The 16,303-nt window shown below is 64.1% G+C and carries 14 protein-coding genes; 2 read left to right on the top strand and 12 right to left on the bottom strand.

Translation table 11 applies throughout. The features are described 5' to 3' along the window. The 11 genes from serS to FEZ63_RS01050 form a co-directional block, all read right to left on the bottom strand. Positions 1 to 1,434: a serine--tRNA ligase gene (gene serS / locus FEZ63_RS01100; protein WP_150941793.1), complete on the bottom strand. Its 1,434-nt coding sequence runs from the start codon at positions 1,432 to 1,434 to the stop codon at positions 1 to 3. Between the two features lie 104 nt (positions 1,435 to 1,538). Continuing rightward, positions 1,539 to 2,345 carry a twin-arginine translocase subunit TatC gene (gene tatC, locus FEZ63_RS01095; protein ID WP_150941792.1) on the bottom strand — a complete coding sequence of 269 codons (807 nt, stop codon included), beginning with the start codon at positions 2,343 to 2,345 and terminating at the stop codon, positions 1,539 to 1,541. Continuing rightward, positions 2,342 to 2,938 carry a Sec-independent protein translocase protein TatB gene (gene tatB, locus FEZ63_RS01090; RefSeq protein ID WP_150941791.1) on the bottom strand — a complete coding sequence of 199 codons (597 nt, stop codon included), beginning with the start codon at positions 2,936 to 2,938 and terminating at the stop codon, positions 2,342 to 2,344. The genes tatC and tatB overlap by 4 nt, the downstream gene beginning before the upstream one ends. 50 nt (positions 2,939 to 2,988) lie before the next feature. Continuing rightward, positions 2,989 to 3,237, bottom strand: coding sequence for a twin-arginine translocase TatA/TatE family subunit (locus FEZ63_RS01085; protein WP_150941790.1), 249 nt, complete (start codon positions 3,235 to 3,237; stop codon positions 2,989 to 2,991). Positions 3,238 to 3,294: 57 nt separating this feature from the next. After that, positions 3,295 to 4,419 (bottom strand): ABC transporter ATP-binding protein, encoded by a 1,125-nt coding sequence (locus tag FEZ63_RS01080; RefSeq protein ID WP_150941789.1) that lies wholly within the window; start codon positions 4,417 to 4,419, stop codon positions 3,295 to 3,297. After that, on the bottom strand, positions 4,416 to 5,117 hold the full coding sequence (gene scpB, locus FEZ63_RS01075) for an SMC-Scp complex subunit ScpB (protein WP_150941788.1): 702 nt from the start codon (positions 5,115 to 5,117) through the stop codon (positions 4,416 to 4,418). The genes FEZ63_RS01080 and scpB overlap by 4 nt, the downstream gene beginning before the upstream one ends. Position 5,118: 1 nt before the next feature. Continuing rightward, positions 5,119 to 5,919, bottom strand: coding sequence for a segregation and condensation protein A (locus tag FEZ63_RS01070; RefSeq protein ID WP_150941787.1), 801 nt, complete (start codon positions 5,917 to 5,919; stop codon positions 5,119 to 5,121). A gap of 41 nt (positions 5,920 to 5,960) precedes the next feature. Beyond that, on the bottom strand, positions 5,961 to 6,977 hold the full coding sequence (gene nagZ, locus FEZ63_RS01065) for a beta-N-acetylhexosaminidase (protein WP_150941786.1): 1,017 nt from the start codon (positions 6,975 to 6,977) through the stop codon (positions 5,961 to 5,963). A 55-nt stretch (positions 6,978 to 7,032) separates the two neighbouring features. Further along, the gene (locus FEZ63_RS01060) at positions 7,033 to 8,433 is read right to left on the bottom strand and encodes an SPOR domain-containing protein (protein WP_150941785.1); all 1,401 of its coding nucleotides are present in this window, start codon (positions 8,431 to 8,433) and stop codon (positions 7,033 to 7,035) included. A 107-nt stretch (positions 8,434 to 8,540) separates the two neighbouring features. After that, a complete protein-coding gene (gene argS / locus FEZ63_RS01055; protein WP_150941784.1) occupies positions 8,541 to 10,301 on the bottom strand; it encodes an arginine--tRNA ligase in 1,761 nt (586 codons plus the stop codon). Between the two features lie 47 nt (positions 10,302 to 10,348). Next, entirely contained in the window at positions 10,349 to 11,557 is a 1,209-nt protein-coding gene (locus tag FEZ63_RS01050) for a deoxyguanosinetriphosphate triphosphohydrolase (RefSeq protein ID WP_150941783.1), read from the bottom strand. A 94-nt stretch (positions 11,558 to 11,651) separates the two neighbouring features. Between FEZ63_RS01050 and erpA the strand changes: the two genes are divergently transcribed. Both erpA and FEZ63_RS01040 read left to right on the top strand, forming a co-directional pair. Further along, positions 11,652 to 11,978, top strand: coding sequence for an iron-sulfur cluster insertion protein ErpA (gene erpA / locus FEZ63_RS01045; RefSeq protein WP_150941782.1), 327 nt, complete (start codon positions 11,652 to 11,654; stop codon positions 11,976 to 11,978). A 69-nt stretch (positions 11,979 to 12,047) separates the two neighbouring features. Continuing rightward, positions 12,048 to 13,907: a hypothetical protein gene (locus FEZ63_RS01040; protein ID WP_150941781.1), complete on the top strand. Its 1,860-nt coding sequence runs from the start codon at positions 12,048 to 12,050 to the stop codon at positions 13,905 to 13,907. A gap of 21 nt (positions 13,908 to 13,928) precedes the next feature. On the opposite strand, the gene FEZ63_RS01035 is transcribed toward FEZ63_RS01040, so the two are convergent. Then, positions 13,929 to 16,247, bottom strand: coding sequence for an NADP-dependent malic enzyme (locus FEZ63_RS01035; RefSeq protein ID WP_150941780.1), 2,319 nt, complete (start codon positions 16,245 to 16,247; stop codon positions 13,929 to 13,931). Positions 16,248 to 16,303: the final 56 nt, after the last annotated feature.

Below are 16,303 nucleotides of genomic sequence, written 5' to 3'. Positions count from 1 at the left end.
TCAATCCTGTCGTTCGATGCGGGTGATGCCGCCCATGTAAGACTGCAACGCGGAAGGGATTGTGACGCTGCCATCCTCGTTCTGGTAATTTTCGAGGACCGCCACCAGCGTGCGTCCGACCGCAAGGCCCGAGCCGTTGAGCGTGTGGACGAAACGCGGGCTCTTGTCGCCCGCCGCCCGATAGCGCGCGTTCATGCGCCGTGCCTGAAAATCTCCGCACACCGAGCAGCTCGAAATCTCACGATACATCCCCTGCCCCGGCAACCAGACTTCGATGTCGTAGGTCTTGATGGAGGCAAAGCCCATATCGCCCGTGCAGAGCGTCATGGTGCGGAACGGCAGGTCAAGCTTCTTCAGCACGTTCTCGGCGCTTTCCAGCATCCGTTCATGCTCGGCCGCCGACGTTTCGGGCGTGGTGATCGAGACAAGCTCGCATTTGGTGAATTGATGCTGCCGGATCATGCCGCGCGTATCGCGTCCGGCAGAGCCAGCCTCGGCGCGAAAGGAGGGCGTGAGCGCGGTAAAGCGCAGGGGAAGTTCTTCGTCGGTGAGGATCGACTCGCGCACGAGATTGGTGAGCGGGACTTCGGCCGTAGGGATGAGCCAAAGTTTTTCAAACTCAGGAATTCCGGTAAGCAATTCGAGAACGTTCGTACGTTCCAGCGCTTCTTTGGCATCAACTTTATCTGAGCTTTGCAACATCTCCAGAAAGTTGCTTCGAGCGACTCGCGTCGCAGCAATCATGCGCTCAGCTTCGGAGATCTGTTTACTTGCAGCAAATTGATCGTCGGCAAATTTCGGCAATTGCGCCGTACCGAACATGGCGTCGTCGCGCACCAGCAACGGCGGGCTGATCTCCGTATAGCCATGCTCGTTGGTGTGCAGGTCGATCATGAACTGGCCGAGCGCGCGTTCCAGCCGCGCCAGCCCTTTCTTCAGCACGACGAAACGCGAGCCGGACATTTTCGCCGCCGTCTCGAAATCCATCATGCGAAGATCCTCGCCGATCTCGAAATGCTGCTTGGCGGCTGCGAGGTTCCTCGGGTTGCCGAACCGATGGCGCTCCACGTTGCCGTGTTCGTCCGCGCCCAGAGGCACGTCGTCCTTCGGCAGGTTGGGGATGGCTGCGAGCGCGTCGTGAAGTTCCTTCTCGGCCGCGTGCTCTTCCTGCTCGAGCTGCGGAATGCTCTCTTTGAGCGCCGAGACCTGCGCCATCAGTTCCTGCGCGCGCGCCTCGTCCTTCTTCGCCTTGGCCTGGCCGATCTCCTTCGAGAGGGCGTTGCGGCTCTCGGTGGCGGCCTGCAGGCTGGAAATCGCACGCTTGCGGCGATCGTCGAGGGCGATCAGCTGCGCGGACAGCGGCTCCAATCCCCGTTTGCCGAGGCCCTGGTCGAACCTTTGCGGATTGTCGCGGATGAAACGGATGTCATGCATGGGACGGAACCGTGCTCACAAAGACGCGGTCCTGTCGCCGACAACATGACCACCTCGCTTAAAGAATGCCAAGGTTGGCGGCCGACGGAAAAGGGGGTTGAGGCCTATCCGGCTGCCGCGCGCGCGGCCTCGGCTTCCGCACGCTTCCTCTCGACCATGCGGACGGAGATGATGGATGCCTCGTAAAGAAGCAACGTTGGCACCGCAAGCGCGAACTGGCTGATGACGTCCGGCGGGGTCAGGACGGCGGCCAGAATGAACACCACCACGACCGCATAGCGGCGCTTTTCCTTGAGGAATTGCGAATCGATGATGCCGGCCCGTGCCAGCAGGGTCAAAACCACCGGCAGCTGAAAGCAGACGCCGAACGCAAAGATCAGGGTCATGATGAGCGACAGGTACTCGCTGACCTTCGGCAGGAACTCGATCGCCGGGCTGGACTCGGTCGCAAGCTGCTGCATGCCGACGGAAAACCGCATCAGAAGCGGCATGGCGATGAAATAGACCACCGATGCGCCCACCGCGAAGAGCACGGGCGTGGCGACCAGATAAGGCAGGAAGGCGCGGCGCTCGTTCTTGTAGAGGCCGGGCGCCACGAATTTGTAGATCTGGCCGGCAATCACCGGGAAGGCGAGGAAACCGGCTCCGAAGGCCGCAACCTGGATCTGGGTGAAGAGATATTCGAGTCCGTGCGTATAGACCAGATGGGCCTTTTCAGGCGAGCCGACCGCGACCACGTAGGGCCAGACCAGGATGTTGTAGATGATCTTGGCGCCGGCGAAACACACGAAGAACATCAGCACGAACGCCACCAGAGCCTTGATCAGGCGCGAGCGCAGCTCGGTCAGGTGCTGGATGAGGGGCGCGCGTGACGCTTCGACCTCGTCCTCTTCAACAATCGGGTCGCTCATTCGGCTTTTGCGTCCGGTTTCACTGAGGGCATCACGGGCTCGGGCGCGGCCGTTTGGCGGGTCTCGGGGGGATGTTGCGGTTCGATTGCGAGTTCGTCGGAAAGCGCCTCGGCCCGGTGGGTCTCGGCCTCATGGGTCAATGTCGAGGCAAAGGATTCCAGCGGATCGACGACCGGAGGAACAGAGGGATCAGGCAGGGAGACCGGCTGCTCGATCGGCGCCACCGGATGGGCCTCACCACGCCCCTGCGCCGCGGCCTCGGTCGCCGTCTCCGCGGCGGTTTTGTCCAGCGAGCCAGCCGGCGCCTCGATCGCGCCCTTCAGCTCGTCGCGGATCGTCTGAATCGGATTCAGGCTGCCCTTGTGGATCGACGACACGGAATCGTTCATCCCCTGGAGCTGCTTCTTGACGTCGTCCAGCTCAGCTTCGCGCATTGCCTCGTTGAACTGCCCCTGGAACTCCGCCGCCATACGACGAATCTTCGAGGTCATGTTGCCAACGGTGCGCAATGCCTTCGGCAGATCCTTCGGGCCGATGACAATCAACGCAACGGCGCCGATCACCATCACCTCACCCCAGCTCATGTCCAACATGAAGCGGTCCCGACCTTGCCTTTGGTTTTAAGAACGTCAGTCGCCGGTGATCAGCCGACCTTGTGGTCCGACGTCGCGTTGGTCGTGGTCGCGGCGGACGGCGTTTGATGATCGATCGTGCGGACCGGTTCGCTGGCGGCGGGAGTTTTCTCCGGCGCGTCCTCGTCGGCCATGCCCTTCTTGAACGCCTTGATGCCCTTCGCGACATCACCCATCATGTCGGAGATCTTGCCGCGTCCGAAAAGCAGGACGACGATCAGACCGACGACGATCCAGTGCCAGATGCTAGCACCACCCATGACAACCTCCTGCGCCTCCCGGGCGCGGCGTTTGAATTTTACGAACGTTGGGCCAACCTAGGGATCCGTCGCGGCGAAAACAAGGACATCCTTCGGGTCGATGTCGATCCCCACGTCCTGACCCTCCTTCAGGCCGGCCGAATCGTGAACGCGGCCCTGTAGAGGACGATCGACGCCCTCGACGTCGATATATACGAGATCGACCTCCCCGAGGAAGCGGCGGGACACGACACGACCCGGAAGGCAGAACCCCGCCGCCTTCAGTCTGAGGCCCTGCGGACGAATGCAGACGACCGCCGGTCCGTCCGGAAGGCCGGGGGCCGCAAACACGCCGACGGGGCACGAGGCGCGGCCGTTTCGGATTTCCCCCGGGACCTCGTTGAAATCGCAGAAGAAGCGCGCCGCGAACAGGTTGGCGGGCGAGGAATAAAGTTCCTCGGACGAACCCTGCTGGATGATCCGGCCCGCTCGCATCAGCACGATCCGGTCGGCGATGCGCATCGCCTCTTCGGGATCGTGCGTCACAACGATGGTCGTAGCGCCCGTTTCCCGCAGGATTGCAACAGTTTCGTCGCGAACGGCGTCCCGCATCCGCTTGTCGAGATTTGAAAACGGCTCGTCCATCAAGAGGACGCCCGGGCGCGGCGCGATGGAACGCGCCAGCGCCACACGCTGCTGCTCGCCGCCCGAGAGCGTGTGCGGATACTCGTCCGCGTAACGCTCGAGCCCCACCCGCGAGAGCGCGCGCCGGGCGGCGACGGCGGCTTCGCTCGCGGATAATCCGGTGAGCCCGAACATCACATTCTGCTGCACGCTCATATGCGGAAACAGGGCGTAATCCTGGAACATCAGGCCGATGCCGCGCCGCTCCGGCTCGACGAACCCGCCCGGCCCGCTCGCCTGCTGGCCATCGATCAGCACCCGGCCCGCACTCGGCGTTTCGACCCCGGCGGCGATGCGCAGGAGAGTGGTTTTGCCGCAGCCTGAATGACCGAGCAGACAGACAACCTCGCCCGGCTCGATGGTCAGCGAAACGTCATCGAGGACATCGGTCTCGCCAAACCTCATGACGATGTGCTCGAAGGTCAGTTGGGCGGGAATCGAGGCGCCGGCCGTGCCCCGCTGGCCCCAGCGCGGCAAGCGAAACCGATCCTTCCCCCTCTCAGGGGCGGCCGAATTCATTCGTCTCCGTCCCCCAGTTCCATGGGTTCGAAGAGATCATCCTGCTCGAGCGGGTCCTCGTCCTCGCGCAGGGTATTGTCGTCGGACGGGATCGGCACCGAGAGATCGGACGGCACGCGGCCTTCCATGAATCCCGAGCCTTTGAGCTCTTCGAGGCCCGGCAGGTCGTCGATGGCATCGAGGCCGAAATGATCGAGAAATTCGGGCGTAGTGCCATAGGTCACCGGCCGTCCCGGTGCTCGCCTACGGCCGCGCAGGCGCACCCAGCCGGTCTCGAGCAGCAGATCGAGCGTGCCCTTCGACGTCGCGACGCCGCGGATCTCCTCGATTTCGGCGCGGGTCACCGGTTGGTGATAGGCGACGATCGCCAGCGTCTCCATGGCGGCGCGAGAGAGCTTTTTCTGCTCGACCACATCGCGGGCCAACACGAATGAGAGGTCGCTGGCGGTGCGAAACGCCCAGCGTCCCGAAACGCGCACGAGGTTGACGCCCCGCCCCGCATATTGCGCCGAAAGCTCGTCGAGAATCGCCCCCACATCGGTGCCTTCCGGCAGGCGGCCGGCAAGTTCCTCGACGGTGAATGGCTCGGCCGAGGCGAACAGGAGAGCCTCCGCGATGCGCAGGGCTTCGCCGCGATCCGGGCTCGTTTGATCCTCGGAGATCGCGTTCTCGACCCTGTCGTCGGTCATGCTGTCCATTTCAGGCTCCTGCGTCCACGGGTTCGGCCACCACCTTGACCCAGACCGGCGCGAACGCCTTGTCCTGCCGGACGCTCAGCTTGCCCTCGCGCACCATTTCGAGCGTGGCGGAGAGGGTCGATGCGAGGATGGTCGGGCGCATGGAAGGCTCGACCATGAACTCGACTAGATAAGTGTCGAGGTTCGTCCAATCGTTGAGATGCCCGACAAGCCGTTCGAGAGCCTCGCGCGCTTCTGCCAGGGTCCAGACATTCCGGACGTGAAGTTGGACCCGGCTGTTGAATTGCTTCTGCCGCTGACGCGCATAGGCGGCCAGCAAATCGTAGAGAGTCGCCTGAAAGTGGGAATCCTTGTGGATGACCACGGCTTCGGGCGCTCCGCGGGCAAACACGTCCCGCCCGAGCCAGTTCCGTTCGCCCAGCTTCTTGGCCGCTTCGCGGATGGCTTCGAGCCGGCGCAGGCGCAGGGCGAGTGCGGTCGCAAGGTCCTCGGCGCTCGGCTCCTCGCCCTTGGGCGGCTCGGGCAGCAGCAGGCGGGATTTGAGATAGGCGAGCCAGGCCGCCATGACCAGATAATCGGCCGCCAGCTCCAGCCGCATGCGGCGGGCGGCCTCGATGAAGGTGATGTATTGCTCGGCCAGCGCCAGAATCGAGATGCGGTGGAGATCGACCTTCTGACGGCGCGCAAGCTCCAGCAGCAGGTCGAGCGGTCCCTCGAACCCGTCGACATCGACCAGGAGGGCAGGTTCGCCGTCGGCGCGCTCAACGCGGTCGGCATCCTCAAAGGGCAAGGCGTTCGCCATCAATCCATCATACCAATCAGCCGATTCGCAGCTTCGGCCCCTTAGGCGACCATCGCAAGCGCGGCGTCAAGCCTGGCGCGGGCGTCCACAGGATCGAGCGGTTCCGGCTCGTGCCGGATGCGCTGGAGTGCCGCGTCGGCTCGCCGCAGGGCCTCGCCGGCCAAGGCCGGGGCGGCCCCGGCGACCGCAATCATCTCGTCCATCACCCCATTGCAGTGGAGCGCCATGTCGCAGCCGGCGGCAAAGGCCGCCTCGGTCTTTTGGCTGAATGTGCCCGACAACGCCTTCATGGAGAGGTCGTCCGTCACCACGAGACCGTCATAGGCGAGATAGCCGCGGACAATGTCGTCCATGACGATCCGGGAGGTGGTCGCCGGATGGTCGGGATCGAGCGCGGTATAGACCACATGCGCCGTCATCGCGATCGGCATGTCGGTCAGCATTCGGAACGGCGCGAAATCGTGCCGCTCCAGCGCCTCGCGAGAGGCGTCCACGATGGGAAGCGCCAGATGACTATCCGACCCGGCGCGGCCGTGGCCGGGCATGTGCTTGATCACCGGCAGCACGCCCCCGGCGAGCAAGCCCTCGGCGGCAGCCCGGCCCAGGATCGCCACCTGCGCGGGAGTACGGCCGTAGGCGCGATCGCCGATCACATCGTGGGCGCCGGCGGTCGGAACATCGAGAACCGGCATGCAATCCACGTTGATGCCGACCGCCCGCAGATCGTGTGCCATGAGACGCGCGCCGAGCCGGGTGACTTCCCGCTGAACGAGTGGATCATTGGCGTGCAGAACGCCATAGGTTCGGCCCGACGGATATTTGGGCCAATGGGGCGGCCCCATCCGCTGCACCCGTCCACCTTCCTGATCGACGAGGATCGGTGCGTCCCATCCGACTGCCTCGCGAAGCGCCTCGCACAAAGCGGTCGCTTGCGCTGGATCGGCGATGTTGCGCTTGAAAAGGATGAAGCCCCACGGCGATGCCTCCCGGTAGAAGGCGATCTCGTCGGGCGTGAGGGCAAGGCCGGAGCATCCGGCAATAAAGGCGCGGGTGGTCATCCCCGCGCCTTACGTCCCCTGCCACGCAGGGTCAAGAAAGTCTTGGTCGTGGCGCCTAGTTCTTCGCCACGAAGCACTGGCCGCCCTGCCCTTGCACGGCTGAGCAAAGCTGCGAGGCGTCGTCCCGCGACATCGGGCCGGCGCGAACACGGAAGATCGTGTTTCCGTTGACCTCGGCCTTGCGGATGATCGGCGACTGATCCGCCAGCTCCGCATATTTCTTCTGGAACTGGGCAAAGGCCAGTTGAGCGTCCTTCTCGGAGCCGCGAACCGCGAGCTGGACCGAAAACCCACCGAGGGCAGCCTCAGCGGGAGCCGTCGCGGCTGGCGCCGTCGGCTGGATCGAGGCAACCCGCTGAGGGGCGGCCGCAGGCGCCGGTGTCTCGGCGGCGGCGACCGGAGCGGGCTTGGCCGCGGGTGTCGCGGCGGCGGGCGTCGCGGCGGCAGGTTTCGGCGCGGGGGCTGGAGCGACGGCGGCCGGAGCGGGAGCCGGGGCCGGTTGGCTCGCTGCCGGCAAGGTCATCGCCGGAGGGGCGGCGACCGCCGCCACCTTGGTTTCGGGCTCGGGGCGCGCCAGGGTGCCGTCGGGCTTGATCGAGATCGTGCGGACCTTGCGGGGCTCGCCCAGGTTCAGGCCGTTAGTGGCGTGCGGTGCGGGTCCGGCCGAGCCGGTCGCGTCGGCGACGCCATTCATGCGAACGGCCTGCTTGACGTCCACCGGCTGCTCCGAATTGCTGACCACCTTGGTCGCGCCGCTCTGAGCGCGCTCGTAGATCTGCTTGTTCTGGTTGGGAATTTCCACGCCGCCCGGATTTTGCGGCGCGACCTTGATCGGCTCGTTGCTGGCGGTGATAAGAGGCGGCTCTCCGCCGGTGATCGCAGCGGATCCGCCGCTGAACATGAAGGCACCCGCCGATCCGATCAGGACCACCCCGAGCACGGCGCCCAATGCCAGCACGGCCTTCCGCGACCGGCCACGCGGTGGCGGCTGATAGGCTGCCTCATCGTAATGGGCGGCTTGATCGCCATTGCCGTAATAATCTTGGCTGTAGCCGCCCTGATCGTAGGCGTGCTGATCGTGGGCGGGTTCCGCCGCCGCAGGTTGCTGGTAGCCGTAGGATTGGCCGGCGTGCTGCACGCCCTGATGCGGCTCGTCTTCGAAATCGAAGGGCGCGGGATCCGATGCGCGCCGGGCATAGGGATCGCGCGCCGCCTCGCCACGCACGGCAAAGAGCGGATCGCGCCGCTCCTGCTGCGGCGCACGGCCGCGGGGCGGCTCGTTGGCGAGCAGGGCCTCGAAGGGATCATCCTGCCCGCCGATGCGGGCCAGATCGGCCAGCGGGTCGTGACGCCCGCCTGACGAGGATGGTGTTGGCGCGGCAGATTGGGCCTGCGCGAGTTGACGCTCGATCTCGTTGAGATCAACCGCAAAATGGGGCTTCTGTGTTCCGCTCATAGCGCCGGACCTCCGGTAATCCGACGCGCATCAGCGATGCTGCGTCGGCACGACGTAAACGGCTTTCCGGCGCAATAGACCAGAAACGATACCGTGTTTCCAGTTGTCTAACGCATTTCGTCGGGAGCCGTAACGCCCAGGATAGCGAGACCAGACGCCAGGACGCCCTTGAGGGCATACACAAGAGCGAGTCTCGCTTTCGTTGAATCTTCATCACTTTGATTAACAAAGCGTAATTGCGGCAAGTCTTTGCCCTTATTCCACAAAGAATGGAAGGCGCTGGCGAGGTCATAGAGGTAGAATGCCGCACGATGAGGCTCGTGCGAGCCTGCCGCCGCCTCGATCATCCGGGGATATTGGGCGATCCGGTGGATCACGTCCATTTCGGCCTCGTCGCTCAGAACCGAGAGATCCGCAGCCGACAAGGCTTCGCCCGAAAAGTCCACTCCGGGGAAAACCTCCCCCGCCTGGCGCAGCACAGACGCGCAGCGGGCATGGGCATACTGGACGTAGAAAACGGGGTTGTCCTTCGACTGCTCGACCACCTTGGCGAGGTCGAAATCGAGCGTCGCGTCGTTCTTGCGAAACAGCATCATGAAGCGGACGGCATCCCGCCCGACCTCATCCACTACTTCACGCAAGGTCACGAAGTCGCCGGAACGCTTCGACATTTTCACCGGCTCGCCACCGCGCAGAAGCTTCACCAGCTGGCAAAGCTTGACGTCGAGATCGCCCTGATTTGCGGTCACGGCCTTTACCGCCGCCTGCATGCGCTTGACGTAACCGCCGTGATCGGCCCCCCACACGTCGATCATCGAGGCGAAGCCGCGTGAGAATTTCGAGTGGTGATAGGCGATGTCGGAGGCGAAATAAGTAAAGGAGCCGTCCGACTTCAGAAGCGGCCGATCAACCTCGTCGCCGAACGCGGTGGCGCGGAACAACAGCTGCTCACGGTCCTCCCAATCCTCGTCCTTCTGGCCCTTGGGGGGCGGCAGGCGACCCATATAGACCAGGTCGCGCGCCCGCAGGTCGGCGATGGTTCTCGCCACCTCGCCGCCGTTGTTTTCCTGCAGCGAACGCTCGGAAAAAAAGACGTCGTGATGGATGTTCAGGGCCGCCAGATCCTCGCGGATCATGTCCATCATGGAATCGATGGCGATATTTCGCACCAGCGGAAGCCATTCGGCCTCCGGCTTGTCGCGCCAGGCCGCGCCGTGGTCGCGCGCCAGCTTTTCACCCACCGGAACGAGATAATCGCCCGGGTAAAGGCCTTCGGGAATGGTGCCGATATCCTCGCCCAGCGCTTCCCGGTAGCGCAGGAAAGCCGAGCGCGCGAGGACGTCCACCTGTGCGCCGGCATCGTTGATGTAATATTCGCGGCTCACCTTGTGGCCGGCAAAGGCCAGCAGCTCGGACAGCGCATCGCCGAACACGGCGCCGCGGCCGTGGCCCACATGCATGGGGCCGGTCGGATTGGCGGAGACGAATTCCACATTCACCGCGACTCCCGCGCCCTGCCCGCTGCGGCCAAAGCCGTCGGTATCGACCACGGCGGCGCGCAGGATCTCGTGCAGCACATGCGGTTTCAGCTTGAGATTGATGAAGCCCGGTCCGGCGATCTCCGCCTTCACGACGCGGGGATCCTGGCCGAGATCGGCGACGATCAATTCGGCGAGCGCACGCGGGTTCATGCGCGCTTCCTTGGCCAGCACCATGGCGGCGTTGGTGGCGAGGTCGCCGTGAGACGTGTCGCGCGGCGGTTCGACGACCACGCGGCTCACATCGAGCCCGGCCGGGATCTTGCCCGCCTCGGCCAAACGGCCAAGAGCATCCGCCACACGTTTCTCAAACAGCCCGAAGATGTTCATAATCTCAATCTCGATAGGCCTTCCGGCCCTTCAACGCTTTGGCGCGCCTAACGCAAGTCCGGCGTCACGTCAAACAGGCGCTGGTGTTCGAGGATGGCATAGCGGTCCGTCATTCCCGCGATGTAATCCGCCACGCGGCGCGCCAGCCGCGGCTCGTCGTCCCGCGGGAGATCTGTTTGCCACTCTGCCGGCATCGATTCCGGCTCGGCCATGAAGCGTGCGAAGAGATCGTTGAGGATGGCATCCGCGTCATGCCGCACCGCCATCACATGGGGATGACGGTACATGTGGGGATAGAGGAAACCCTTGACCGCCGCATCGGCCGCCTGCATCACCGTCGAGAAGCAGATAGCGGGCTTGGCGGCTCCCCTGATCGCACCGGCACTCGCGGGTGCCAAAGCCGCCAGCCGGCGGTCCCCCTCGTTCACCACGTCCTCTACGAACCGGGTAATGACGCGGCGGACAAGCTCGTGGATGCGGCGCGAGAGGTCGAGGCCGGGATAAAGACCGTCGATTTCCCTCAAGATGTCGTCGAGAAAAGCGACCTCGCGCAGAGCCTCGATATCGAACAGCCCTGCCCTGAGCCCGTCATCGATATCGTGGGCATTGTAGGCGATGTCGTCGGCGACGGCGGCTGCCTGCGCCTCACCGCCCGCATGGGTCGCAAGCTCGAGGTCCTGCAAGGCGTTGTATTCCAGGATTGCCAGCGGCACGCCGCTTTTCGCATAGCGCGAGGTGGGATTGCCGGCCGCATCGAGAAGCGGCCCGTTATGCTTCACCAGCCCTTCCAGGGTTTCCCAGGTCAGGTTGAGGCCGTCAAAGGCGGCGTAGCGGCGCTCCAGCCGAGTGACGATCCGCAGGGCCTGGGCGTTGTGATCGAAGCCGCCGAACGCGGCCATGCGGGCTTCCAGCACGTCCTCACCGGTGTGCCCGAACGGCGTGTGGCCAAGGTCGTGCGAGAGCGCCAGCGCCTCGGCCAGATCCTCGTCCAGCCCCAGCGAGCGGGCGAGCGCGCGGGCAATCTGGCTCACCTCGATGGTGTGGGTCAGCCGGGTGCGAAAATGATCGCCCTCGTGATAGACGAAGACCTGCGTCTTGTGCTTGAGGCGGCGGAAGGCCGACGAATGGATGATCCGGTCCCGATCGCGCTGGAATTCGCTCCGCGTCGGGGAGGCAGCCTCAGGATGGAGCCGGCCGCGGCTCGCCTGAGGGTCGCAGGCATAGGGCGCTCGCCATCGTTCGCCAAAGGGCCGCACGTGCTATCCCCGGGTTGAAGCTTCCGTCCTCGGCACTTACCTTGCTGAAGGGACGTTGTCCAAGATAACGTCTCAACCCAGGACCGGATCGACCATGAGTGACATCACCCTTACCGAACGCGCCGCCCGCCGGATCAACGAGATCATGGCAAGCGAACCCGACGGCTCGATGCTCAGAATCAGCGTCAACGGAGGCGGCTGCTCGGGGTTTCAATATGCGTTCGATGTGGACCGGACACGGCAGAACGACGACCTCGTGGTCGAAAAGGATGGCGCGACGGTCCTCGTGGACGAGATCTCGATCCAGTACATCGAAGGCTCCGTCATCGATTTCGTCGACGATCTAATGGGCCAGTCGTTCAAGATCGAGAATCCGCACGCCACGGCCTCATGCGGGTGCGGGACGTCGTTCGCGCTGTAGACCTTAACGCCCGTATCGCCGCTCGTTTGCAGAGCGCCAGCTCCCGCCGCCACCATTAGAGGAGCTTTCATGAGGCGTCTTTACCGGCCCGCGCTTTGTGCCTTGGCCCTGTTCGCTGGCGCCGCCGTTCTGCGCTTTGAACCGGCGATCGTGAGCAATCTCGCGCTCGACCGCAACGGCCCCCAGGTGACGGTCGGCTCCGTGAAGGTGCCGCTCTGGAATGCGGCATTTGCGCAAAGCGCCGAGAGCGTCACGCTGGAGAATGTGCGCTTTACCTCCGGCGGATCGACCTACGAGGCCGCGCGAATCGAGATTTCGGGCCTTGCCTCGTCCCGCGCCGATCTCGATGCCCTTTTGGCGAGCACGTCCAGCGAGCCCCTCGAAACGCGGTTGGCGCGCATCAGCGCCAAGCAGGTCGTGGCGCCCAGCCTGAAATCGACCCGAACGATCGGTCCTCAAACTCAGACGATCACCTACAAGAACGTCGTTTTCAGAGACGTCGTCCGTGGCAGGGTTGCGGAGGCCACCGCCGATACGGCGGGCGCCGAAACCACTGAAGGCCGGGATCAGGCCAATTTCAGCTACGGTCGCACCTCCGTCAGCGATCTGGAGCTGCCGGCGCTCGCACGTCTCTATGAAACGCGAGCGGCCGCCGGCCCCAACCCGCTGGTGAAGATCCATGGCGCGTTCTCGATCGACAACGTCGATCTGGTGGACGGCAAGGAAGGCGTGCAGTTCAAAATCGCCCGGATCTCCGGCCGGGATTTCATGGCGCGCACGATTTCGGAATCGTGGCTCGGCGCCACGACGCTGTTTGCGGAACTCGCCGGCAAGGACGAGATGACGGCTGACGAGCAGAGCCGCCTCATCGCCACCACGGCGGATTTCTTCGGCGCTTTCGATATCGCTCACGTGGAGGCGACCGGCTTTGAAATGAAACGGACCCGCCCAAGTCCAGGACCCAGCGCGAAAATCGCCCGCATGAGCTATTCGGGGCCGGGATCGCGGCCCGCGGAGGTGCGGATCGAAGGGCTCGAGTTCAACGACCAGAGCGGAAGGTTCTCTCTTGCCAGCGCCAGTCTCACCGGATTCTCCATAGCGCCCACGCTCGAAGGGCTGAAAAAGCTCCAGGGCAAGTCGCTGGATGCGTTCGAGGCCGTGGATGCGCGCAGCCTCGCGCCGACGCTCGGGACACTGAAGCTATCGGGGATCGCTCTCGACACATCCGTGAACGGCAATGGCGGCCGGACAACAAAGCTCAGCTCCACGGTGAAGGAAGTCGAGTTCACGGCCGATCAGCCGGTTAACAACGTGCCGACAAATCTGCGATGGGCGGTGCAGAACTTTGCCGTCACACTCCCTGAAGACAGCAAGGAAGACGGCGTGAAGGAGTTGCGGGCGCTCGGCTACCGGGACCTCGATCTGTCTTTCGCCTTTGCGGGACGCTGGAACGAGGCAGCCAACGAGATCGCCGTGACGGAACTGTCGTTGCAGGGCAAGGACATGGCGACCATATCGCTCACGGGCCTTTTCGGCAGCGTCTCGAAGGAAATCTTCGATGCGGACGAGGCGATCGCCACCGTGGCGCTGATGGGCGCGAAAGCAAAGGCGCTCGATGTCACGCTGGAGAATCGCGGATTGTTCGAGCGCTTCCTTGCAAAAACCGCCAGGGAAGAGAAAACGACCCCGGACAAGCTGCGTCAGACCTATGGCGCCGGAGCAGCGTTCGTGGTGCCATCGCTGATCGGCCATTCGGAGCAGGCGACCACCATCAGTCGCGCCATCGCGCGCTTTGTCGCCAAACCGGGGCGGCTGATCATCAATGCCCGCGCCAAGGACGCGTCAGGACTTGGCATCGTCGAGATCCTGTCGCTCTCGGATCCGAAAGCGGCACTGGAAAAGCTCGATGTGACGGCCGTCGCCGAATAGCAATGCGGCGACGGTTCGGCGTCAAACCACGCGTTCCGCCAACGCCGCGTCTGCATCCTCTTCGGCCGCCTGAGCCTCGACCACCGCGATCGCCGTCAGATTGACGATTCCCCGCGCTGTCACCGAGGGGGTGAGCACGTGGGCGGGCTTTGCCGGGCCGATGAGGATCGGGCCGACGGGCAGTGAATCGGCCAGAATCCGGGTGAACTGAAACGCGATATTGGCGGCGTCGAGATTGGGCATGATGAGGATGTTGGCCTCGCCCTTGAGCCGCGAATTCGGGTTGACCCGTTCGCGGATCATTTCCGACAGGGCTGCATCCGCCTGCATCTCACCGTCGACTTCGAGTTCGGGTGCACGTTCCTGAATGAGCGCCAGCGCATCGCGCATCTTGCGGGCCGAGCGGGTGTTGGCAGCGCCGAAATCCGCGTGCGACAGCAGCGCGATCTTGGGTTCGAGTCCGAAGCGCCGCACGTGGCTGGCGCAGGCAATCGTCATGTCGGCGATTTCCTCGGCGTTCGGATCCGGCTGCACATGCGTATCAGCGAGAAAATACGCGCCCTTCGAGGTGATGACGAGGGAGAGCGCCGCCATCTCGCGTACGCCCGGCGAGAGCCCGATAATGTCCTTGATGTGCTTCAGGCGCGACTCGAACCGTCCCTCCAAACCGCAGATCAGCGCATCCGCATCGCCGCGCCGCACCGCGAGCGCACCGATGACCGTCGAGTTGGTGCGCACCAGGGTCTTCGCGGCATCGGGCGTGATGCCCTTGCGGCCCGCGGCTTCCACATAGGTCGCGACGTAATCGCGATAGCGCGGATCGTCCTCGGGATTGACCAGCGCGAAATGCCGGCCGATCTCCATCGACAGGCCGTAACGCTTGATGCGGGCTTCGACCACATTCGGTCGGCCGATGAGGATCGGCTGCGCGATGCCTTCCTCGACGATGACCTGCACCGCGCGGAGCACGCGCTCATCTTCGCCTTCGGCGTAGATCACCCGCTTCGGGTTGGCCTTCGCCTTGGAGAAAAGCGGCTTCATGATGAAGCCGGAACGGAATACGAAACGTCCCAGCGAATCCGCGTAGGCCTCAAGGTCTTCCAGGGGCGTCTTGGCGACGCCGGAATCCATCGCGGCCTTCGCGACCGCCGGAGCGATGCGCAGGATCAGGCGCGGATCGAATGGACTTGGAATCAACGATTTCTTGCCGAATGGATGCGCCTCGCCGCCATAGGCGCGCGCCACCACTTCGGATGGCGCTTCGCGCGCGAGGCCGGCGATGGCTTTGACGGCCGCAGCCTTCATCTCCTCGTTGATCGTCGTCGCGCCCACATCGAGCGCGCCCCGGAAGATGTACGGGAAACACAGGACGTTGTTGACCTGGTTCGGAAAGTCCGAGCGGCCCGTGCAGATCATCGCGTCCGGACGCGCGGCCTCGGCCTCTTCGGGCATGATTTCCGGATAGGGGTTCGCCAGCGCCATGATGAGCGGATTGGGCGCCATCTTCGCTAGGAATTCCGGCTTCAGGACGCCGCCGGCGGAGACGCCGAGGAACACATCCGCATCCGGCATGATATCGGCGAGCGTCCGCGCATCGGTCTTCTGGGCATAGACCGATTTCCACCGATCCATGAGTTCGTTGCGCCCATCATGGACGACGCCCTCGATATCCGACACCCAGATGTTTTCACGCTTGGCGCCGAGCGAGACGAGCAGGTTGAGGCAGGCGAGCGCTGCGGCGCCGGCGCCCGAGGTCACGATCTTCACGTCCTCGATGCGCTTGCCGGCAAGTTCAAGCGCGTTCGTCACCGCGGCGCCGACGATGATCGCGGTGCCGTGCTGGTCGTCGTGGAAGACCGGAATGTCCATGCGGCTTTTCAGGCGTTCTTCGACCTCGAAGCATTCCGGAGCCTTGATGTCTTCCAGATTGATGCCGCCAAAGGTCGGCTCGAGCGCCGCGATCACATCCACCAGCCTGTCAACGTTCTTCTCGGCGATCTCGATATCGAACACGTCGATGCCGGAGAATTTCTTGAACAGGACCGCCTTGCCCTCCATCACCGGTTTTGACGCCAGCGGGCCGATGTCGCCGAGGCCGAGCACCGCGGTGCCGTTGGTGATGACAGCGACCAGGTTCTGGCGCGACGTCAGATTTGCGGCTTCCGCCGGATCGGCCGCAATGGCTTCGCACGGTGCGGCAACGCCCGGGGAATAGGCGAGCGCGAGGTCGCGCTGGTTGCCGAGCGGCTTCGTCGGCTGGATCTCGAGCTTTCCCGGACGCGGATAGCGGTGGTAGAAGAGCGCTCCCTGCTTTAGATCCTGCGAGATGTTATCAGCCATCCCAAACGCTCCTCACGCCAACTGTCAGTGTTTGTTCGTCAGGTGTCCTTGTGCGC

The organism is Microvirga brassicacearum, from assembly GCF_008757455.1.
Lineage (GTDB): Bacteria > Pseudomonadota > Alphaproteobacteria > Rhizobiales > Beijerinckiaceae > Microvirga > Microvirga brassicacearum.
Note: the sequence above shows the minus strand (reverse complement) of the source record. Positions and strands in the feature narration are given on the sequence as shown.